The sequence below is a fragment of the Vibrio sp. 10N.222.52.C3 genome (assembly GCF_041474195.1).
Taxonomy (GTDB): Bacteria; Pseudomonadota; Gammaproteobacteria; order Enterobacterales; family Vibrionaceae; genus Vibrio; species Vibrio crassostreae_C.
In genome coordinates this window covers 19,625-38,747 of record NZ_JBFRTQ010000101.1, presented here as the reverse complement: position 1 = coordinate 38,747, position 19,123 = coordinate 19,625, and the positions used below count along the sequence as shown (strand labels likewise).

19 protein-coding genes and 1 pseudogene are annotated in these 19,123 nt (G+C 44.6%); 8 read left to right on the top strand and 12 right to left on the bottom strand.

Features of this window, described 5'->3' with window-relative positions; translation table 11 throughout:
* Nucleotides 1-142 precede the first annotated feature (142 nt).
* The 4 genes from otnI to ltnD are packed head-to-tail and all read right to left on the bottom strand — an operon-like array spanning nucleotide 143 to nucleotide 3,751.
* Nucleotides 143-919, bottom strand: coding sequence for a 2-oxo-tetronate isomerase (gene otnI / locus AB4517_RS16075; RefSeq protein WP_371724882.1), 777 nt, complete (start codon nucleotides 917-919; stop codon nucleotides 143-145).
* A complete protein-coding gene (locus tag AB4517_RS16070; RefSeq protein ID WP_372148703.1) occupies nucleotides 919-1,566 on the bottom strand; it encodes an aldolase in 648 nt (215 codons plus the stop codon). Before AB4517_RS16070 ends, otnI begins: the two co-directional genes overlap by 1 nt.
* An 11-nt stretch (nucleotides 1,567-1,577) precedes the next feature.
* A complete protein-coding gene (otnK, locus tag AB4517_RS16065) occupies nucleotides 1,578-2,834 on the bottom strand; it encodes a 3-oxo-tetronate kinase (protein ID WP_372148700.1) in 1,257 nt (418 codons plus the stop codon).
* 2 nt (nucleotides 2,835-2,836) lie between these two features.
* Nucleotides 2,837-3,751, bottom strand: a complete 915-nt coding sequence (ltnD, locus tag AB4517_RS16060) for an L-threonate dehydrogenase (protein WP_372148697.1) — start codon at nucleotides 3,749-3,751, stop codon at nucleotides 2,837-2,839.
* Between the two features lie 280 nt (nucleotides 3,752-4,031).
* Here ltnD and AB4517_RS16055 point away from each other — a divergent pair, with 280 nt between their 5' ends.
* The gene (locus tag AB4517_RS16055; RefSeq protein ID WP_010431743.1) at nucleotides 4,032-4,790 is read left to right on the top strand and encodes a DeoR/GlpR family DNA-binding transcription regulator; all 759 of its coding nucleotides are present in this window, start codon (nucleotides 4,032-4,034) and stop codon (nucleotides 4,788-4,790) included.
* A 175-nt stretch (nucleotides 4,791-4,965) separates the two neighbouring features.
* Nucleotides 4,966-5,427 carry a hypothetical protein gene (locus tag AB4517_RS16050; RefSeq protein ID WP_017064007.1) on the top strand — a complete coding sequence of 154 codons (462 nt, stop codon included), beginning with the start codon at nucleotides 4,966-4,968 and terminating at the stop codon, nucleotides 5,425-5,427.
* A 43-nt stretch (nucleotides 5,428-5,470) separates the two neighbouring features.
* Here the strand turns inward: AB4517_RS16050 and AB4517_RS16045 are convergent, their stop codons facing one another.
* The 4 genes from AB4517_RS16045 to AB4517_RS16030 form a co-directional block, all read right to left on the bottom strand.
* Entirely contained in the window at nucleotides 5,471-7,702 is a 2,232-nt protein-coding gene (locus AB4517_RS16045) for a hypothetical protein (RefSeq protein ID WP_372148695.1), read from the bottom strand.
* Nucleotides 7,703-8,133: 431 nt separating this feature from the next.
* Entirely contained in the window at nucleotides 8,134-8,472 is a 339-nt protein-coding gene (locus tag AB4517_RS16040; RefSeq protein WP_372148693.1) for a Fis family transcriptional regulator, read from the bottom strand.
* Nucleotides 8,473-8,671: 199 nt separating this feature from the next.
* Nucleotides 8,672-9,646 carry a Gfo/Idh/MocA family protein gene (locus AB4517_RS16035; RefSeq protein ID WP_372148691.1) on the bottom strand — a complete coding sequence of 325 codons (975 nt, stop codon included), beginning with the start codon at nucleotides 9,644-9,646 and terminating at the stop codon, nucleotides 8,672-8,674.
* A gap of 3 nt (nucleotides 9,647-9,649) precedes the next feature.
* Nucleotides 9,650-9,973 carry a putative quinol monooxygenase gene (locus AB4517_RS16030; RefSeq protein WP_229648088.1) on the bottom strand — a complete coding sequence of 108 codons (324 nt, stop codon included), beginning with the start codon at nucleotides 9,971-9,973 and terminating at the stop codon, nucleotides 9,650-9,652.
* Between the two features lie 106 nt (nucleotides 9,974-10,079).
* On the opposite strand from AB4517_RS16030, the gene AB4517_RS16025 reads away from it, so the two are divergent.
* Nucleotides 10,080-10,937 carry a LysR substrate-binding domain-containing protein gene (locus AB4517_RS16025; RefSeq protein WP_372148689.1) on the top strand — a complete coding sequence of 286 codons (858 nt, stop codon included), beginning with the start codon at nucleotides 10,080-10,082 and terminating at the stop codon, nucleotides 10,935-10,937.
* Nucleotides 10,938-10,965: 28 nt separating this feature from the next.
* On the opposite strand, the gene AB4517_RS16020 is transcribed toward AB4517_RS16025, so the two are convergent.
* The 3 genes from AB4517_RS16020 to AB4517_RS16010 all read right to left on the bottom strand — a co-directional run bounded on the left by AB4517_RS16020 (nucleotide 10,966) and on the right by AB4517_RS16010 (nucleotide 13,835).
* Nucleotides 10,966-12,174, bottom strand: a complete 1,209-nt coding sequence (locus AB4517_RS16020) for a winged helix-turn-helix domain-containing protein (RefSeq protein ID WP_017072304.1) — start codon at nucleotides 12,172-12,174, stop codon at nucleotides 10,966-10,968.
* 34 nt (nucleotides 12,175-12,208) lie between these two features.
* On the bottom strand, nucleotides 12,209-12,856 hold the full coding sequence (locus tag AB4517_RS16015) for a DsbA family oxidoreductase (protein ID WP_017060931.1): 648 nt from the start codon (nucleotides 12,854-12,856) through the stop codon (nucleotides 12,209-12,211).
* Between the two features lie 181 nt (nucleotides 12,857-13,037).
* Nucleotides 13,038-13,835 (bottom strand): Cof-type HAD-IIB family hydrolase, encoded by a 798-nt coding sequence (locus AB4517_RS16010; protein WP_372148687.1) that lies wholly within the window; start codon nucleotides 13,833-13,835, stop codon nucleotides 13,038-13,040.
* A 262-nt stretch (nucleotides 13,836-14,097) separates the two neighbouring features.
* On the opposite strand from AB4517_RS16010, the gene AB4517_RS16005 reads away from it, so the two are divergent.
* From AB4517_RS16005 to arsB, 5 genes are all read left to right on the top strand, one after another.
* A complete protein-coding gene (locus tag AB4517_RS16005) occupies nucleotides 14,098-15,261 on the top strand; it encodes a glycosyltransferase family 2 protein (RefSeq protein WP_136973634.1) in 1,164 nt (387 codons plus the stop codon).
* Nucleotides 15,258-15,920 carry an START domain-containing protein gene (locus tag AB4517_RS16000; protein WP_065583761.1) on the top strand — a complete coding sequence of 221 codons (663 nt, stop codon included), beginning with the start codon at nucleotides 15,258-15,260 and terminating at the stop codon, nucleotides 15,918-15,920. The genes AB4517_RS16005 and AB4517_RS16000 overlap by 4 nt, the downstream gene beginning before the upstream one ends.
* A 31-nt stretch (nucleotides 15,921-15,951) precedes the next feature.
* Complete coding sequence (locus AB4517_RS15995; RefSeq protein WP_029235181.1) at nucleotides 15,952-16,359, top strand: glycine zipper family protein; 408 nt, start codon at nucleotides 15,952-15,954, stop codon at nucleotides 16,357-16,359.
* 192 nt (nucleotides 16,360-16,551) lie between these two features.
* On the top strand, nucleotides 16,552-16,893 hold the full coding sequence (locus AB4517_RS15990) for an ArsR/SmtB family transcription factor (RefSeq protein WP_372148685.1): 342 nt from the start codon (nucleotides 16,552-16,554) through the stop codon (nucleotides 16,891-16,893).
* 109 nt (nucleotides 16,894-17,002) lie between these two features.
* Nucleotides 17,003-18,058 (top strand): ACR3 family arsenite efflux transporter, encoded by a 1,056-nt coding sequence (gene arsB, locus AB4517_RS15985; protein WP_102320692.1) that lies wholly within the window; start codon nucleotides 17,003-17,005, stop codon nucleotides 18,056-18,058.
* 135 nt (nucleotides 18,059-18,193) lie between these two features.
* Here the strand turns inward: arsB and AB4517_RS15980 are convergent.
* A pseudogene (locus AB4517_RS15980) lies at nucleotides 18,194-19,081 on the bottom strand (LysR family transcriptional regulator).
* Nucleotides 19,082-19,123: the final 42 nt, after the last annotated feature.

Sequence of the window (19,123 nt, the reverse complement as noted above, 5' to 3'; positions counted from 1 at the left end):
AAGTTGTAGGGTGGTGCATATAGGTGATATCGGGATCACCTATTGCACTTTATCGTTATGTGTTGGCTTACCTGTAAGCCGTGTTATCTAAATCAGTTTTTACTTTTATGGTTCGTTACATATAAACGCCATTCACACCGCGCTATAAATAACTTTTTACCCAGCTAAGCCCCTCTTCTGTCGTGCTTCTTGGGTTATATTCACAGCCAATCCAACCTTGGTAACCTGAATCATCCAAAACACTAAATAAATGTGGGTAGTTCAGTTCGCCTTCCGATGGTTCATGCCTCTCTGGTACAGAAGCAATTTGGATATGACCGGTATAAGCAGCAACTTCACGAATCAAAGTACTTAAATCACCATCCATGATTTGCGCGTGATAAAGGTCGAGTTGAAGTTTCACATTTGGTCTATCGACCAACTTAATCAGTTCGACAGCTTCACGTTGATGCGCCACAAAATAGTTCGGAACATCACGGCTATTAAGAGGTTCAATCATCAATTCGATGCCTTGCTCAGCAAACTTATCAGCCGCAAAACGAATGTTTGAGATGAAGGTTTCAACGTGTTGTTGCTTAGTAAAGTTCTCATTCAATATGCCTGACATTGCATGGACTTTTTTACAGCCCAGAGCTGTCGCGTACATAAGCGCCGTATCAACACTAGCTTTAAATTCCTCTTCACGATCTGGAATAGCGGCAAAACCACGCTCACCCGCATCCCAATTACCTGGAGGCATGTTAAAAAGCGCCTGCTCAAAACCAAATCTCTGCATTTTTGCTGCAAGCTCTTCGGCCTCAAATGCATAAGGGAATAGGTATTCAACAGCTTTGAAACCGGCTTGGTGTGCTTTTTCAAAACGCTCTAGAAATGGTACTTCTGTGAATAACATCGTTAAGTTTGCTGCGAACTTAGCCATTATTTGCCTCTCCCTTTTAAATCCATCACTTCTTCGTCCGTTAGGTAACGGATATCATTCCCTTTCAATAAGAATGCTAATTTGGCGGTCTCTTCTAGCTCTTCAGCGTTATCAACGGCATCAACAAAGTCAGTGCCTGTTACTACTGGGCCGTGGTTTGCTAACAAAAATGCTCGATAATCACCTGCTCGTTTTGCCAACTCTTCAGCGATTTGTGGGTCACCCGGACGTAGGTAAGGAATCACTGGTAACTCACCAATTCGCATCACGAAATACGGTGTGAAAGCCTTAATCGCGTTGTTACCATCCAACCCTTCAAGGCAAGACAGTGCAGTTAGATATGTAGAGTGCAGGTGCACAATCGCATTGCACTCTTCATTATTTCTATAAATCGCTAAGTGGAACGCGGCTTCTTTCGAAGGCTTCTTACCTGAAATGTGGTTCCCATCAATATCAACAACCGACAATTCCTCAGCGATAAGGCGACCAAATGAAGAGCCTGTTGGTGTTGCTAGAAAATGTCCATTTGGCAATTTGATAGATAGGTTACCTGCGCCACCTGTAGCATAACCTCGCTCGAACATTGAACGAGCGAGCGTGACCATTTGCTCTCTTAACTGCTGCTCGTTCATCAAAACTTTACTCATTTGAATCTCGCTTATGAAAAGAATGATTGAGCTTTAGCGAAGAAGTTTTCATCACCAAAGTTGCCAGATTTAAGTGCCAATGAAAGATCACCTTCAACCGACCTCACCCAAGGCACACCTGGTGCGATTTGAGGGCCAATATGAAAACCTTTCACAGCCAAGCTTTGGGTCACTACACCAGAGGTTTCACCACCAGCGACAATGAAGTTCTTCACTCCTTTCTGCTGCAACTTAATCGCTAGCTGGCTAAAGAACTGTTCAACCGCATAACTAGAGGCATGCGCGCCATACTCTTCTTGAATAGCTTTTAGTGCCGTTGCTTCAGCCGTCGCGTATACCAACGGTGCAAATTCACTTTGAATATGAGTCATCACCCAATCGAATACTTCATTGGCGTATTGATCATTGGTTAAGCAAGCCTTCACATCGATAGCAAAGTGAGGAGCAAGCTGTTTGTATAGCGCAACTTGTTGGTTAGTCATCACTGAACAAGAACCAGAGAACACAACGGTTGGTGCTTTGACTGGGCTACCGGCATGTTTTGCATCACTTTGGTCAGCAAGATGTCCTGTCCAATTTTTAGCGATACCAGCAGCTAGGCCTGAGCCACCTGTGATTAGCTTCAGAGATTTAGCCGCTTGACCTAACGTCACCAAGTGCTCTGCATTAAATGCGTCTACCACGGCGTAGCGACTACCTTGAGCTTTGAGTTCGTTAAAACGAGCGGTAACCGCATCAGCGCCCTGTTCAATCGTTTGAAAGTTAACTAAACCGGAAACACCTTCTGATTGTGCGTCCATCATTCGAACCACACTTGAATCCGTCATTGGTGTAACAGGGTGATTACGCATACCTGAATCACTGAGCAACTCACCAAAAACAAACAAGTGACCGTTGTAAACCGTGCGACCATTTACTGGCAATGCAGGGCAAACCATAGTGAAAGATTCTCCAAGTTCCGCCAAAAGTGCATCTGTTACGGGACCAATATTGCCCTCAGCGGTACTGTCGAACGTTGAGCAGTATTTAAAGTAAAACTGTTGGCAACCTTGAGATTGAAGCCATTTAAGCGCAGTAACCGAATCCGTCACCGCTTGGTCAACTGGGCAAGAGCGAGATTTAAGGCTGATCACCACAGCATCTGCTGATGTGTCAAACTCTCCCGTTGGAATCCCATTCAGTTGAACAGTGCGCATACCGTTTTCAACCAAGAAACCAGCAATGTCTGTTGCACCTGTAAAGTCGTCTGCAATAACACCTAATAACATGATTATTTCTCCGCCTTTGACGTGTTTACACCCGGCAGGTCAATACCTTGGAAGACTTTTATCACTGCACTGTCGTCTTCTTGACCAAATCCAGCATTACTCGCGCTAACGAACATGTTCAGTGCAGCACTTGATAATGGGAGTGGGAATTTCAGGTTTTGAGCGGTATCTGATACCAAGTTCAAATCCTTCACAAAGATATCAACCATAGATTTTGGAGAGTAATCACCATCGACTACGTGCTTCATGCGGTTCTCGAACATCCAAGAGTTGCCCGCTGCATTCGTAACAACGTCGTACATCAAATCAAGCGGAATGTTTGCGCGTGCGGCTAGTGCCATCGCTTCAGCGCCCGCAGCAATATGAACACCTGCTAGTAACTGGTGGATAATCTTAACGGTCGCACCAAGGCCAATGGTCTCGCCGATGTTGTAGACTTTAGCTGCAGTTGCATCAAGTACCGGAGCCAGTGCTTCAAATGTGGTCACCGCACCTGAAGCCATAATCGTCATTTCACCCGCTTCTGCTTTTACTGCACCGCCGGACACTGGCGCATCCAGCATCACAAGATCATGTTCAGCAAGCTGAGCTTCGATTTGTTTCGCGTCTTCTGCTGAGATCGTTGCCGAGACCATAACTGGCGTGTTAGGTCTCAGTGCCGCCGCAAGACCAGTCTTAAACAGTACCGTGTTAACTTGAGCTTCATTCACAACCAATACCAAAACTGAATCAAGTTTGTCGGCAAACTCAACCGCGCTTGTAGAGACCGCTTTTGCGCCATATTCACCCAATTTTTCAATCGCTTGCGGATTCAAATCGAAACCATATACATCAAGCCCTGCACGCACGCATGACTTCGCTGCGCCCATGCCCATAGAACCTAAACCGATAACACCAACAGATTGAACTTCATTCATAGCAAGATGCCTTTCACGTAATTGTTAAACTCTAAATTTGTTAATTCTTGTTTATGTTTGTGATTATATGTGAAGCAATCGAATGCGACTTAGTGATAAGTCACACTTTTAACAAAAGTTAACATTCATGAGTAATTTAACCCTTTCGAGGCATTTGATAATGATAATTTCGGCGACTATCACAGTTCTAATTACTATTTAACAACAGATATTCACAGATATTCACAAAACAGAGAAAGATTGATAGGATGATGAAAAATAAGAACATAGAAGAAGAATCATGATTCCAGCGGAACGTCAGAGAACCATTTTGTCACTATTATCACACCAAGAAGTGATCAGTATTTCTGAGCTTGTAGAGCACCTAGAGGTCTCTCATATGACCATTCGTCGGGATATCGTAAAGCTAGAGACATCAGGGAAAGTGATTTCAGTTTCGGGCGGTGTTCAGCTGACTAAAGCACTTCACAGCGAATTGTCACACGACATAAAGGTAGAACAGCAAGCAAGCGAAAAAGCTCAAATAGGTCAACTAGCGGCTCAATTGGTTCCTAAGTATTCGACTATCTACTTAGACGCTGGAACAACCTCTTTGGAGATCGCCCACCAACTTGCAGGGCGAGATGACCTGCTTATCATCACCAATGACTTCGCAATTGCCGCGTACCTAATGAACAACACACAATCTGAGATTTACCATACTGGTGGCAAGATTGACCGTGAAAATCAATCGAGTATTGGGGGTAAAGTGGCTGAGTTTTTGGCAGGGATGAATATTGATATTGCGTTTATCTCTTCTTCATCTTGGAATCTAAAAGGGCTCTCGACACCTTGTGAAAATAAGGTGTTAGTCAAACAAGCCATTGTTCAAGCAGCTAATTCAAACTATCTGATTTCAGACTCAACCAAATACGGGCGCATCGCTACCTTCCACGCCTTAGATTTAAGCGCGCTTGATGGCGTGATCACCGATATTGATCTTTCGAGTAGTGTGATTGATGAACTTCAAGACAAAGGTATTAAGGTCATTAATTCGTAACGGATCCTCATCAATTTTCAGGCTCACCAACCAAACATTCAGAGCCTGAATAACCCAATTCCAAGAACATTTATCCACTCGATAAAAATAATTTTTACAGTTAAGCGTGTTTATTCATTAATAATATTGGCGGCGGGCGGCATAATAGCCGCGAATCCTTCTAACGAGTTTGGTTATGTTCTACAAGCGTCTTTTGGTATTGGCTTTACCGCTTACTTTTGTGTTTCCCATCCATGCTGAAACGTTTGGTGAGCGAATGGCGCGTATCGAACAAGAGAATGTACTGGCGAAAACCATGAGTGAAGAACAAGTTGAATTGATACAAAAAGTCGTACAGACCAACCACTGCGCTAAAGTGGCGTTAACCCATCACCAACGCATTTTGGGCCAATATAAGGTTGAGACATCTTCTTCTGAGTTATTCGTAAAATGGCGTCAACTCGGTAAGCAGTTAGACGCTCAATACGAGATGGATTACCCCGGCTACCCTAAGCACGCTTTTCAAGAATATCCTGCGGCTTCAGGCAAAGTCGATGGCTACCTTTTTGCTCTAATCGACAATGGTTTAAACGAGCAATCGTGGATCGCCAAAGAATTTAAGCAGTGTAAAAAGAATAAGCTCATATCCCGAACCTAAGCTCTAGTCTGCTCTGGTTCGAGAGTGCTCACTCGCATTAGTTCTAATAAAGTAAGAACAGCCCTTCATAACCGCCAATTTCTATTTCACTCACATAGTCACCAACGTTACCGTTAGCATCAACAGGTTTCATTGGAACATCCAGCGCGATGGTGAGTTTTGCCGCGTCATAAAAGCTCGGATTCTTACCGTGGAAATCCGTGCGATACAACACACGACCATTGCTGAACTCTCTCGCTAACACCATGTCCTCAGGGCCACCAGCAACCACCTGATTTTCAGATTGATACATAAAGTACGTGAACGTCGGTAGAACGTGAGTGATACCATTGGGCAGATCAGCATGCACCATTTCGTTCATCGAGGAATCGCCAACGATGGTGTAGTCAGCAGGCTGAGGTGTCGTTGTCGAAAGCATCAAAGGAATCGGCGCAAAGCCATGTGGGATTTGATGACTCGGCTCTCCCAAGTCAACGGCCAATAACGAACTGGGTTGGTAGGCGATGTTTTTAGGGACACCACTTTGCCAGAAAGTGTCAGCCGTCGTATTGCCACTTCCATAGACGTAACCATTGTTCCACTGATTAAAGTAGCTATGTTGAGCGTGTCTATTGAGGTGGTAGATCGCTAGGGTCGAGTATTGGTCTTGCTTCCAATTATCTTCACTATTTCCAAGATACTGAACTCGCCCATAACGCGTTGTCGCCTGAAAAATAACACTTTGCCCATTGTAGGCGAGCGCAGAATTATCCCAGAATTTTGAGATCCCCGAGTAACCACTAAACCCAGTAGACGGAAAAATGTAGTGCTCGCGTAAATACAGAGAGCCCGCCTCGCTAAGATGAGACTGTCCATTTCGACCCAGTAAGTTCGCGGTTCCGATATTCAACCCAATCGACGCATCACTTTCTAAAGCAGAAAGATTTTTGAGAAACGCTGAAAATTGTTGCTTGTAGAGATCATCCGCTTGATTCGAACCCGCAACAGCTCCTAACTCTTGAACATGCCCGCCAGAGTGAACATAGAACTGGTTCGAGCCAATGAGTTTATTTGTGTCGTCGTTGTACGCACCATTCAAACCTTGTCTTGCCCAGCTTTGCTTGTAGTAGCGATGAATAGCAGATAGATAATCCGCGTTTGCGACGTTCGTTAGCGACCAAGATGAGTTAGCGCTCCACATTCGACCAAATGGCACCACTCTTGATTCCCAACGAAAACGTGCTGTCGCGTTCTTATTGGTTCGATTTCGATACTCGCTTGGCGACAAGTAGTTATCACCATCTAGGTCTGCAGACACATCAAAACCACGGATTTTTCGCCATTGGCTGATAGCATTGCCGTCCGGGGTTGAAGTCGGAGCATCGGTTAACTTGACGGTTGGAAAACTGTTTTTGAGTTTTACTTCTTTTAAACGCGGCCTGTCGTCGGCATTCTCACTTTGCCAACGAACTCTCACAACGTATAAGCGCCCACCATCTCTCAAAAAGGTTGAACCAAAATACTGGCCGCCGCCATAACTCGCACCGCTCCCATCATGAGTTGTAGCTCTTAACCAGTTATCCGGAAGGTTCCAGATCACCGATTGGTTTTTGGTCATATTGAGCGTTTTGTCTTTCTTTACATCAAGCCTTTCCCATTGTGAAACCCTACCCTGAGAATCAATAGCAGTTGGGTATTCAATCCAAAATTCACCGCTGCCAGCAAACTGTGAGAACTTAAAGGTCAGCCGTTCGAACTGTTCAGCATGATAGACATACAAAGCCCCACCCTGTTCGAAATTCTCAAACACATCGGCATCCCACGGAGGCTCTTGATACAACCAAAAACCAGCATGGTCTTCACTGGCTGTATAACCCAAGATCATAGGTTTTCGGTTTAAAAGGGTCTTTTCGCCATGAGTTTTATCAACTTCGGCAATGACAGTATCTTCAGAAAAGTGCAGGAAATAGTCTTCGAAATTGAGGCCTTCTAACTCAGCTTGGTTACGGAGATCGTTCTCCAACCAACCCGAGTTCATCGCCATGACTTGGTTGTACATATAACCAATTGTCGTGGCCCGCTCATTGTCGGCTTTGTCGGCATAAGCTCCGAACACAATATCACTGTTGGAAATTTCCCAATCAATGACGGCATTCGTAGATAGTGGGGAGCCCAAAAGATCAACACCAACTTCATGTTGCCCTGGCAGCACAACCGCTGTACCAACAGCAAAAGCGTAACCAGCGATTAAACATGACGGTATGAGTGCGAGCAGCACAGAAATGTAGGTTTTCATGATTCAAATTTCCTAATCGATACTGTCATGCCTTAAATCACAAAACGAAAAGTCAGCCAACTTACGTGTCAATTTAGGAATCAAAATACGAAAAAAGTATCGACTACATGGCTCTATTGTTCAAGTGCTCGTCTGTCTTGTTTCATCGGTGGCAAGTAAAACGAGCAAATGCCGATTCAAAATCAATGCATTAAGGAAAATATAAGTTTTTGTGATTTTAATTTTATTTGGAAACCAAGTATCTCCGGCTAACGAGAAATCAGCTCAGATTTTCTCAAAATGAGAATAATACGGTTTGGAAGATGAGAAGTTATCAGAGCCTAGAACTCAGAATAGGACTTGGATTTGCTGTATCGAATCTCAGTTTGAGCGCCACACTATTGAAACTCAATTTGGATAGGCTGTCTAAACAAGAACGATGACAACGCTCCTTAAAGCCTCTTGTTCCACTTCCCTTGATGGTCGCGATCGCAATTTTCTTGCGTATCGTAGCTAACATGCTTATCGATATTCTTCAGTTGAATTCCAACTTGATTGAACGCTTGTTGAATAGCCCCTGAGACACTCTGTTGACCTTCGCCACTTAAGAAGTTCGTTCTATCCTGATTGGTATCGAATACACAGACAATTTTCAAACTTTGCGGAAAAGAGGAAAAGTTGACCGAGTGAGTCACCCACAAAAAACCATCGAAGCCTTTCAGCGTGTCTTCACAAACGTCAGTTAACACGTCTCTGATTTGATTCTCGATTTTCTTATCTGATTTAAGCATGCGGCAAAGGTCCTATTTAACACCTTAAAAAATAAGGTTTTTCGATCAATGTAGTCTCAACCGATATTGGACACTGCGACTGTTTCAAATGCAAAGTATTTATTGAGGATAATGGGCGAGAAGGATTAGAGAAACACCTCATGCTTGATAGCTTACGAAGCTACCAAGTATGAGGCGTGTACAGGAATTAGCAAAGAAACTAGCTCGCCGCTTGTTCCCAATCCGTCAGTAACTTCATGATTACGCGAGAGTCTTGATGAGTCGCCATGGGCGCAGCAAGTTGTGTATCACCTTGCTCAACCGCTTGGCGGATATTGCGCACTTGATAATGGAAACCATCACCTTGCGCTTCGACTTTCACTTCACGTGTCGACGTTTCATAGATCTCTACCGTAAACGTGTTTTCTGCCGTCGGTAGCCATGGATTAGTATCTAGCGTGATACAGCCTTTGCTGCCTAGGATCGTAAAACCATGCTTTAAACCGTGGTCTTCTGCAGTATGGATTTGCGCTGTGAAGTGGTCGTTGAAGCGCATCATCGCCGATGACTCGCAGATGTTACCATCTTGACCACGTCGGCCAATGGCTGAAATCTGCACGTCATCGAACACGCTCTCACCAAATTGCTGCTGCGCAACAGAGTGAATCAGCGACATTGGGTAACAGCCAAGGTTGTATAGCGCGCCTTTGCTCGCAGGATTCACGAACTGATCAATCGCCGCAACGTAGGAACCTTGAATTGAACGCACTTCGCCAATCTCACCAGTTGCCAGTTCTTGATGAAGCTTGGTGATAAGTGGATGGTTTAAATACATCAAACCTTCAGCAAAGAATACGCCCGCTTCTTTCACGGCTAGTAAAGCTTGCTCGGTTTTTTCCATATCTACCGACAAAGACTTCTCACACAAGATCGCTTTGCCTTTTTGAGCCGCTTTAATCACATACTCATGATGAACGTGGTTTGGTAGAGCAATGTAGATAATGTCGACCGACTCATCTTCAATCAAGGCTTCATAGTTGTTGAAGGTTCGTGTTGGCTGGTATTGGGCAGCAAACTCATTGAGTGTTTTCTCTGTGCGTCCAGCAACAGCATACAGCTCACTTTGAGCATCGCCTTTAATCGCATCCGCCATTACGCCTGAGATAAAGCTGGTTCCTAGGATTCCCCATTTCATGTCTTAGATCTCCTGCTCTTGTGCTTTGATAGGCCCACGTTGCGTTTCGAATGCTTGAACCAACTCGGTAATATCACGCTCAATAAACGCTTGGGTATGAGGCATCACAAAGTGCTGATTGATCGCCTCGCGGTTTACGTATTGCTCAAGCAAGATCACACGATCGCTTTGGCTTTGATCATAGGTTGCAATTGCTTGTAGGCAGCCCGGTTCGCTTTGCATGTCTAAACAAAACTGTTCGATAGCTTCGAGCGCAGCTGCTCGTTCTATGTTGGTTTTGATCTTAAGTTCGGCAGTAACAAAGATAGTTTCATTCGTTTGAGGCATTGCACACTCTTATTTTAGTTAATTATCGGTTTGCCATTAATATAATTAACCCCTAATAATTGATAAACTCACCTTTTGTTTATTGTTTATCAACCAAGAGTGTTCAATGGATAAGTTAACCAGCATGAAAGTCTTCGTCTATGTGGTGGAACAAGGTAGCTTTCGCAGCGCCGCAAACCACTTCAACCTGTCGGCGACCATGATAAGCAAACATGTCCATTCCTTAGAAGCCAGTTTGAAGTCTCAGCTGATCCACCGCACCACGCGTAAGCAATCGTTAACCGATTCAGGACAACTTTACTATCGTGAGTGTAAGCGAATTCTCGAAGACATCAGCAATGCAGAGAACCTGATTCAAACCTTGGAAAATCAACCACAAGGCACGGTAAAAATAAACTGCCCTGTCACCTATGGAAACAAGGTACTCGCCCCTATCGTAGCTAAGTTTCTCGCGCATCACCCAACCATTAACGTTGACCTGATGTTGAATAATGACCTTGTTGATCCTTATTCATCTGACATTGACCTGATTGTGCGAATTGGTGACCTATCCGATTCAAGCTTGGTCGCAAGGTATTTAGGGGATTATGAGATGTGTTACTGCGCGGCGCCCGCTTACCTAAACCAACATGCTGAAATCAGAGTATTGGAAGACTTGGCGCAGCACCCATCGCTTGGATTCAGTTACAGCAGCCAAGCTCCTCACGCCACACCGAATAAAGAACGTGTGCGCTTGATGTCGAATAATGGTGATGTGTTGCGGTATGCCGCCCTGCAGGGGGTGGGCGTGTTGTTGCAACCGACTATCTTAGTCGCAGAAGAGATTGATCGTGGAGCGCTGTTGGAAATCCTACCCGGCATGGCGCCGTTACCAAAGCCGATTCACTTGCTCTACAAAACCAAGCAACTGTCGTTGAAGAACAGAACCTTTGTCGAGTTCTTGTTAGCTGCGTTTGCTGAGTAACTAAGCGCTTTCTAAACAACAAAGACCGCTAGACTGTTTGCCATTGGCTCATCAAGCGCTTGCCAAGATCAGAGGGCGTGGTGTTATGGACGATCATCTCATCACATTGGTTGAACACCATGAAGTGTTTTAGTTCATCGCATAAAGCATGAACCAACAACTCATGGTTTTTAATTCGTTCTTCCACAACCAAGTTACGGATATTGAGCAAACCACTCTTCCTGTCGACCTTGCAATCCATTCGTGCCACCAGCTCACCTTGCCACAGAATCGGTAAGCTAAAATAACCAAACTGACGCTTGGCCTCTGGAACATAGCATTCTAGGAGGTAATCAAAGTTGAACAATGATTGCATTCGCTTTCGTTGAATCAGCAGGTTATCAAACGGAGACAGTATCTTAAGCTTGGTTCTGGAAAGAGGTTGATTCAGCAGTTCAAAAGCACCTGGCAGGACATAGTAATCAGAGCCTTGAATATCTACTTTCAGAACCTGCTTATCTTCAAGCATCTGTTGGAGTGCTCTCTGAATCAAAGGCTTTGTGTTCTTGAGTAGGTAGCTCATTTCCGACGCTATTCCAACTCCGTTAGCCTCTAAATAACGTGTTATCAGATGCTCGATGTACTCTTGTTCTGTCGGCTCAGAGGTATCAATTCCGCTCGGTAAAACTCGCTCGGTTAGGTCATACACCTTATGAAAGTTAACTCGGCTTGGCACCATTAAGTCGCCTTGCATGAACAATGTTTCTAATGCTTGCTTGGCCGGTTTACCGCCCCAACCGCCGGGGTTTGGCCTATCCCCTTCAAAATCTTTCGCCATCAACGGCCCTTCATTCTCAATACGTTTGAGAACATGAGCCATCAGTGCGTCATTCTTTTTATACCAATGCTTGAGCTTACCGCTCGCAAAGCCATTCTTGCGGTGTAGGCTGAATCGGAAGTCACGCATGGGTAAATACGCGGCGGCATGCGACCAATACTCAAATACTTCTCGACGCTCTAACAGCTTATCAAGATGGTTCAGTTGGTAATCTTGATTGCGATTCCAAAGCGTGTGGTGGTGAGCTCGCTGAATCACAGAGATGGTATCAATTTGCACATAGCCAAGGTTTTCAATCGCAGACAACGTGTTCGCCAAAGCGCCCCCATTGCGTTGCTTTTTAGGTGGCAACTTCTTAGGCGGCAGCTTTTGCGAAAGCAATACCAGTTTTTGCGCTTGAGCGAGTGACAGTGATTCCATGAAATTCAGACTCCAATTGATAGCAATGATCCGTTTATGATTCAGCAATAAGCTCTTGAAGAATCTGCTTGTAGGTTTCTACCGTCTGCGCGCCCGTTACTGCACTCTTACGGTTGAACACCACAGTAGGAACCGCAGAGATCCCCATGCGTTGCCATTCAAACTCTTGCGCTTCAATTTGCTTCAAGTTGTCGGTGTTCTTTAGGCGCTTCAGTGCCTTCGTTGAGTCTAAGCCAACCGCTTCAAGCTCTTGTGCAATGACTTCAAGATCGGACAGGTCTTTTTGCTCTGTGAAGTGAGCAGCAAAGAAGCGTAGCTTTAACTCAGTCTGTTTGCCGTGCGCTAGTGCAAAATCGAGAAGTACATGTAGATGACGTGAATTGACCATTCTCATACTGTCATAGAAATTGAAATCGAAACCAACCGCTTGGCCGCGAGCCGAAAGCTGTTCTCGTGAACGTTGGCTCTCTTCTGCGCTAGAACCGTATTTTCTCATGATATGGGCACGCAGGTTTTCGCCCTCTTGCGGCATGTCAGGGTTAAGCTCAAACGGCTGCCATTCAAGTTCAATCTGGTCTTCTAAACCAAGTTCCGCAACGGCTAGCTCTAAGTTTTTGTAACCGACTACGCACCACGGGCACATTACGTCAGAAATAATATCAAGTTGAAGTTTCTTGCTCATCGTCATTCCAAATGATCATTGATAAGGCATGTCCGCTGTATAAGCAGGCATCCAATTTATCTTCAGACTACAACAACCTGAACAATCGTTCAAATTTAACTAACTGGATCTGTAGCCAACAAAAAAGCCAACTCATGTTCACGAGTTGGCTTTCATAAAAATCGGTTGGAGCTTAAGAGCGTTACGCTAGCAGCTTCTTAAGCACTTGGAATACACCTGCATCAACGTTACTTGGCGCGCCAAAACGAGCAATCTCTTTCAGCTTTGGATGTGCATTTTCCATCGCGTAAGAGTGGTAGCTCTCTTTAAGCATTTCCAAGTCATTTAGGTAATCACCAAAGCTCATGGTCTGCTCGTAAGTGAAACCTAATGTGTTCTGTAGATGTTTAATCGCCGCACCTTTTGACGCTTCAGCGTTCATCACATCCAACCAAATTTTTGCGCTCACAACCACTTGGTAATTCTCACCGAATTTGGCATCAATAGTTGGGTTCACTTTCTCTTGTGAACCGTCGAAGTGACAGATAGCCACCTTGATGAAATCGTCTTCTACCGCCAGTAAGTCTTCTACTTGCTCACGGCGATGGTAGTACTTAGAGATCTCCGCCAGAGCACGCTCATCTTTGGTTTCGATGTATGCCGATTTCTTACCGCATAGCACCACATGCGCGCCTTCAATAGCTCGAGCTTCTTTAATGATCTCTTTAATGGCATCGGTATCAAGCAAGCAGCTGTAAAGTTCTTGGCCTTTGTGCATCACTAATGTGCCGTTTTCAGCAATAAACATCATGCGATCTTTAAGCGGGGAAAATGTTTCTAGCAAGCTGTAATACTGGCGGCCAGACGCGGCAGCAAAAATAATATCTTGCGCTTCTAAGCGCTCATAAAGATTGAAAAACTCAGGGTCGAGCTTTCCATGCTCATCGAGTAAGGTGCCATCCATATCAGTCGCGATAAATTTGATGTTTTGTTGGGGCATGTCGGGCGTACCTATTATTGGATTATGATCATTCGTTATCTTGAGTAACGGTTCTGGGTTCGATTATATCGCTAGAGTCGCTGGTGAATACAATGCTTATTTTACCGCCTGTCAGTCACTGTTTCACATCTTTCCAAGGCAAACGCTAACAGAAGCGCATTCCAGTTTGAAGGGTTAAGTCCTACATACAAGATGTGCGTTAGGTCACACTCCACTATATTCTTTCCTGTCTCTCCATCACTTTATTCCGACCACAGTCATTATGATTTTAGCTATTATTACGACCTTGCTTTGCATCGTTACCGTCAAGTTTCTAATCACACTTGCGAACTTAGAGCGCCATCGTATTCACATTGAACCTAAAATATCGTTCAAAAGAACTGAGTGGCCGACTGTTTCCGTCATTATTCCTGCGCGAAATGAAGAAGACAATATTGAAATCAGCCTTGGCTCTCTATTGAAGCAGAGCTACCCAAAAGACAAGTTTGAAGTCATTGTTGTTGATGACTTTTCTACTGACTCAACCCGTGCAAAAGTAGAAGCATTGATCAGTAAGTTCGACGTTAACGCGCGCTGTATTTCAGGTAGAACGTTACCGACCGGATGGCTTGGTAAGAGCAATGCATGTATGGCTGGCGCACTCAACGCGAGCGGTGAATATGTGTATTTCATTGATGCAGATACCGATTCAGCACCCGAGATGCTACAGAGCGTTATCGACTTTGCTATCCAACAAAAAACTGATCTCTTATCGTTTAATCCAAAACAAACTTTTGCGTCTGTGGCAGAAAAAGCGACCTTGCCGGGCATCTTTCTGTCGATCGCATCTTATATGAACTTTAAAAACTCGAACGACATGACTAAGGAAGAAGCGATTGCTAACGGTCAGGCGATGTTGTTTACCCGAAAATCCTACGACGCAGTCGGTGGACACGCCGCAGTAGCAAACGCGATATCGGAAGACATCGCCTTTGCAAAAGTCATGAAGGTCAATGGATTTAAGATTTTCTGGGCATTTGCAGACAAACTAATGAGTACGCACATGTATTCAGACTTCAACTCAATCTGGGCTGGCTTTTCCAAAAACATGAATCTTATTGTGAATTGTCAATCGCAAGCACAAGCTTTAAAAGTCTTCATCAAAGCCAACATCATCGCATGGGCGGGACCGCTTTTGATGCTGGTATCGGCGAACGCCTTCATCAGTGACATTTCTGCCATTCATGCTTATTCGCTCATTGTCAGCTCTGTGATGCTCTTGGTGTCGATCGTCACCTACTTCATTTTGGTTAAGGAACTGTTTGTTCCCGCAAAATTTGCGTTAACCGTACCCTTCGGTATTTGTGTTCAAAGCCTACTCGTGCTGAACAGTTACCGCTTATCTAAAACCAATAAAATCAGCTGGAAAGGGCGCTCATTAACATGATGAATAAGATTATTACTTTGCTTCTTCTTGCTTGTTCAGTTTCGGTGTTTGCATCAGACACCGATGGCTGGTCACTGGCACGCGATAAAAAAGGCATCGAGGTTTATAACCGTAAAATTGAAGGCAGTCACTTTAAAGAATTTCGAGCAGAAGGCGACATCAACGCGTCCCTCACTTCTATTATCGCACTCTTTATCGATACCTCTGTTGGCACGCAATGGGTAGAAAACATCGATGACATGGAAGAAATAGAGCATTTTAGTGCGGCGCACACGATCACCAAAACCTATACCAAGGCACCTTGGCCAGTTGCCGATCGTGAAGCTATCGTAGAGAACGTCATCACTCAAGATCCAGAGACGATGGTTGTCACCATTGATCAGCATGGTAGGCCTGATTACCTGCCAAACAATAATAAAAAAATCATCAGAGTGGCTGAATTAGAGGCGAGTTGGATCCTGACACCAATCGACGAAAACACCACCCATATCTCTTATCGAGTATTGAGTGATCCAGGTGGCGATATTCCGTATTGGCTCATTAACATGGTGGCCGTTTCTCAGCCTTACAACACGCTTCGCGGGTTATCTAAGATGTTGGATTCTGGTGAGTACACCGATCGTCGCCTTGATTTCATCGAGAACTACACGTCACTTTAACAATGCAATGAATACTCTAGAGGTCTATATTGTGAAATTTCCATTCTCTCCAATCGCAGCGATATTGCTTGTAGCATCAAGTTCAGTATTTGCTAATCAAATCATTGTCGATACTAAAGGTGTTGATGAAACACAGTATCACGCCGATCTGTATGAATGTGAGCAATACGCTCAACAAGTGAAGCCTGAAGAGGTCGATTCTCTTGGCAGCGATATTGTCGGTTCAACCGCTAAGGGTGCAGCGCTGGGTGCGGTTGGTGGAGCCGTCTCTGGAGGGAGTGGTCATGATGGTGCAAAAATTGGTGCTGGCATCGGTATTATCAGCGGCGCTTTAAAGCACGGTGCTCAAAAAAGACAATCCGCCGAGCTATCTGAGCAGCAGAAGTTTCAAGTGAATCGTAACTGTATGATCAACCGAGGCTATACCGTTCTTAACTAGCGGATAACCGAGCAAAATGGCGTTTAATCGATGTTCACGCCATTTTGCGTAGCTGAGTCAAAGCAGAGTTCAACCATAGTCCCTGAATCGCCACCTTAGAGTTCGTTCAAATAGACAGTGAGCATTGACCCCTATTTAAAATAGGCTTATCATTAATCGTCTTTTAACGATTAATGAAAGTGAGACGTCAATATGAACTCAACTTGCTCGACATCTGGTGGCTGTTCTCTGCCCATCGAACACGGTGATGCTAAAGCAGAAAAGCAAATGGCCGCACTGGCGAAAGCACTCGCTCACCCAGCAAGAATACGTATATTGAGTATCCTTTCAACGTTAGAAAAATCGGGCGGCTGTTTGAACAGTGACTTGGTGAGTGAATTAGGTTTGGCTCAATCAACAGTATCAGAGCACCTAAGAATCTTGAAAACCTCAGGCTTCATCACTGCTGAATCGATACCACCGAAGATGTGTTACCGCATCGACCGCGACAATATTCAACGCTTCGAATCGATATTTAACAGCATTTTAAAATAGAAGTTCACGCTTGAATGATCGGCTTTGATAGCCTTTACTTTTAAGCGTGTTTTTTTGCCACAACCAATCGTTTTTCGACGATTTACGATATCAACTAAGAGAGATTATCATGAAACCAAAGTTAGGTTTTCTAGATCGCTACTTAACACTGTGGATTTTTATTGCCATGGGCCTTGGTGTACTACTCGGCACCCTATTCCCACAGATCGAACAGTGGAACGATTCAATGTCTGTTGGCACCACTAACATTCCGCTTGCGGTTGGCCTTATCTTAATGATGTACCCACCTCTGGCTAAGGTTAACTACAACCTGCTAGGCACTGTGGTAAAAGATAAGAAAGCCATTAAGCTCTCTTTGATCATGAACTGGATCGTTGGTCCAATTCTGATGTTTGTATTGGCACTAACTTTCTTGGGAGACCACCCAGGTTACATGGTTGGGGTGATTCTGATTGGTCTTGCTCGTTGTGTGGCGATGGTTCTGGTTTGGAACGACATCGGCGGCGGTAACAAAGAGTACGGCGCGGCATTGGTTGCTCTAAACAGTGCATTCCAAGTGGTGAGCTACAGCTTTATGGCGTGGTTGTTCATCAGCGTTCTTCCACCAGTATTTGGTTACGAAGGCATGTTGGTTGATATCTCGATGATCGACATTGCACACAGTGTACTTATCTACCTAGGTATCCCATTCCTAGCGGGCTTCCTAAGCCGTAAGATCCTTGTGTCGATGAAAGGCGAGCAGTGGTACAACGACGTATTTATTCCACGCATCTCTCCAATCACACTGATTGCACTACTGGCGACTATCGTTCTGATGTTCAGCCTGAAAGGTGAAATGATTGTTGAACTGCCAATGGACGTTCTATTAATTGCGGTTCCACTGACTATCTACTTCACTGCGATGTTCTTCATCAGTTTCTTCATCGGTAAAAAGATGGGCATCGAGTACGACAAGAACGCATCAATTGCATTTACAGCAACAGGTAACAACTTCGAGCTAGCGATTGCCGTGGCTATCTCAGTATTCGGTATCAACTCAGACCAAGCGTTTGCAGGTGTTATCGGTCCACTGATTGAAGTACCAGTATTGATTTACCTAGTGAACGTGGCGCTTAAGATGAAAGACAAGTACTACAACGGTCAGACGGTTAAACCTAGCGTATAGCATCTACGTCTACACCTAGAACTAGAACTAGAACTAGAACTAACAAAAGCAGTATCACTTTGAACAGAAAGGCTCACACGTTAAACGGTGAGCCTTTTCTTTATTCAGTTTGATCCAATTTATGTCTCGTCCAGCTTACGTTTCGTCTAATAGGCCTTTCAATGCTTGTTCAAGCCAAAGCAATGCTGGGCCTTTCGAGCGTGTTTTAGACAAAACAAGATCAACGGGCGGCGACCACGTTTTGTGATCGAATGAGACATTAATCTCCACTAAACGCTGCTTATTCAGCTCCTCTTCGACGAGGTGCCTAGGTAAGTATGCCTAGCCAATATCACTGCCAAGTACCATCTCTTTGATCACAATAAAGCTGTTTGACCACCATACCTTTCCGGCAATCAGCGGAAACTGGTCCATCACCTTGCCTTTGTCTCCCCTCAACATTAACTGACGATGCGGGAGTAAGTCAGTGAGTTTCGCCACACCTGTTTTTGCGAGCGCATGACTTGGATGACACACAGCAATAAACGGTAAGTGACCGATAAAGCAAGGCTCAGAACCGACATCAAAAGCCAAGTTGGTAAACATCAATCCAATGTCGGCCCTCTCTTCGATAATTAACGGATTGACCTCTGTCGTGGTACACGCAACCAGTTCCACTTCAGTCGCAGGGAATTGTTGACTGAACTGACTAAGGATCTTAGATAGATTCGGGACCAATAGTGAATCATCTAATGCAATTTTGATGAGCCCCTCTTCACCACTGCCCATCGCACTAACCGTCACATTCAGATCTTCAACCTGAAGCACGATCGCTTTCACCTGTTTAAATAACTGCTCGCCCGCTTTGGTTAGTGAAGGCTTTCGAGTCGAACGATCAAAAAGCTCAACATTAAAATCTATTTCAAGATTACTGATGCCTTGGCTCACCGCCGACTGCACCTTCCCCAAATGACGAGCACTGGCAGAAAATGACCCTAATTCAACGGCATACACAAACATTTTCAGTTGTTCAATGTTGTACATTCGGTGTCTCCCAAAACTTACTATCACTATATGTGATGCTAA

Coding starts and splice junctions, on each gene's coding strand:
- otnI (WP_371724882.1), bottom strand. CDS start 919: ATGGCTAAGTTCGCAGCAAACTTAACGATGTTATTCACAGAAGTACCA.
- AB4517_RS16070 (WP_372148703.1), bottom strand. CDS start 1,566: ATGAGTAAAGTTTTGATGAACGAGCAGCAGTTAAGAGAGCAAATGGTC.
- otnK (WP_372148700.1), bottom strand. CDS start 2,834: ATGTTATTAGGTGTTATTGCAGACGACTTTACAGGTGCAACAGACATT.
- ltnD (WP_372148697.1), bottom strand. CDS start 3,751: ATGAATGAAGTTCAATCTGTTGGTGTTATCGGTTTAGGTTCTATGGGC.
- AB4517_RS16055 (WP_010431743.1), top strand. CDS start 4,032: ATGATTCCAGCGGAACGTCAGAGAACCATTTTGTCACTATTATCACAC.
- AB4517_RS16050 (WP_017064007.1), top strand. CDS start 4,966: ATGTTCTACAAGCGTCTTTTGGTATTGGCTTTACCGCTTACTTTTGTG.
- AB4517_RS16045 (WP_372148695.1), bottom strand. CDS start 7,702: ATGAAAACCTACATTTCTGTGCTGCTCGCACTCATACCGTCATGTTTA.
- AB4517_RS16040 (WP_372148693.1), bottom strand. CDS start 8,472: ATGCTTAAATCAGATAAGAAAATCGAGAATCAAATCAGAGACGTGTTA.
- AB4517_RS16035 (WP_372148691.1), bottom strand. CDS start 9,646: ATGAAATGGGGAATCCTAGGAACCAGCTTTATCTCAGGCGTAATGGCG.
- AB4517_RS16030 (WP_229648088.1), bottom strand. CDS start 9,973: ATGCCTCAAACGAATGAAACTATCTTTGTTACTGCCGAACTTAAGATC.
- AB4517_RS16025 (WP_372148689.1), top strand. CDS start 10,080: ATGGATAAGTTAACCAGCATGAAAGTCTTCGTCTATGTGGTGGAACAA.
- AB4517_RS16020 (WP_017072304.1), bottom strand. CDS start 12,174: ATGGAATCACTGTCACTCGCTCAAGCGCAAAAACTGGTATTGCTTTCG.
- AB4517_RS16015 (WP_017060931.1), bottom strand. CDS start 12,856: ATGAGCAAGAAACTTCAACTTGATATTATTTCTGACGTAATGTGCCCG.
- AB4517_RS16010 (WP_372148687.1), bottom strand. CDS start 13,835: ATGCCCCAACAAAACATCAAATTTATCGCGACTGATATGGATGGCACC.
- AB4517_RS16005 (WP_136973634.1), top strand. CDS start 14,098: ATGATTTTAGCTATTATTACGACCTTGCTTTGCATCGTTACCGTCAAG.
- AB4517_RS16000 (WP_065583761.1), top strand. CDS start 15,258: ATGATGAATAAGATTATTACTTTGCTTCTTCTTGCTTGTTCAGTTTCG.
- AB4517_RS15990 (WP_372148685.1), top strand. CDS start 16,552: ATGAACTCAACTTGCTCGACATCTGGTGGCTGTTCTCTGCCCATCGAA.
- arsB (WP_102320692.1), top strand. CDS start 17,003: ATGAAACCAAAGTTAGGTTTTCTAGATCGCTACTTAACACTGTGGATT.